The sequence below is a fragment of the Acidisphaera rubrifaciens HS-AP3 genome (assembly GCF_000964365.1).
GTDB lineage: Bacteria > Pseudomonadota > Alphaproteobacteria > Acetobacterales > Acetobacteraceae > Acidisphaera > Acidisphaera rubrifaciens.
Window position 1 is genome coordinate 1 of record NZ_BANB01000938.1, and the last position, 488, is coordinate 488.

The following is a 488-nucleotide window of genomic DNA, read 5'->3' on the forward strand; positions in this document are numbered from 1 at the left end:
CCGCGTCCGACGCTCCCGGCGGGCAGCGCACGAGCAGGCGGGGCACGGGCTGCGCCGGCAGCAGCGCCAGCATGCGGCGCAGGAACTCCGCCTCGGCCCGCGGCAGCCGCTCGCGCAGGCCCGCCTGCGCGCCGCCGTCGGCATCCTTGCGCACCGTGATGCGAAAGGCCTGGACGTGCACGCCCGCATCGTTCGTGCGCAGATGCAGCGCGACCTCGTGCGTGCCGTTCTTGAGCACGCGCGACGGGATCTGAAAGGCGAACCCGCTGCGCAGCGCGTTCGGCCAGGCGGCGAAGGCGGCACCGACATCCTGCCGCGCGAGGCCATAATAGGCGGCACCCACGCGCGCCCCGTCCACCAGCACGTCGATGCCCTCGATGCCGGCACGCGAGAGCACCCACCCCTCGATCGACAGCCGGCCGGTGACCGGATCGATCACCACCCCGTCGGTGACCACCGGACTGTCCAGGGTGAACTTCAGTCCGTCC

The 488-nt window shown here is 73.0% G+C and carries 1 protein-coding gene; it reads right to left on the reverse strand.

Annotated elements, in window-relative coordinates; all coding sequences use genetic code 11:
* Positions 1-488 (reverse strand): hypothetical protein (locus tag B8460_RS22465; RefSeq protein WP_048863238.1); only part of this gene is annotated, 488 nt, incomplete at both ends.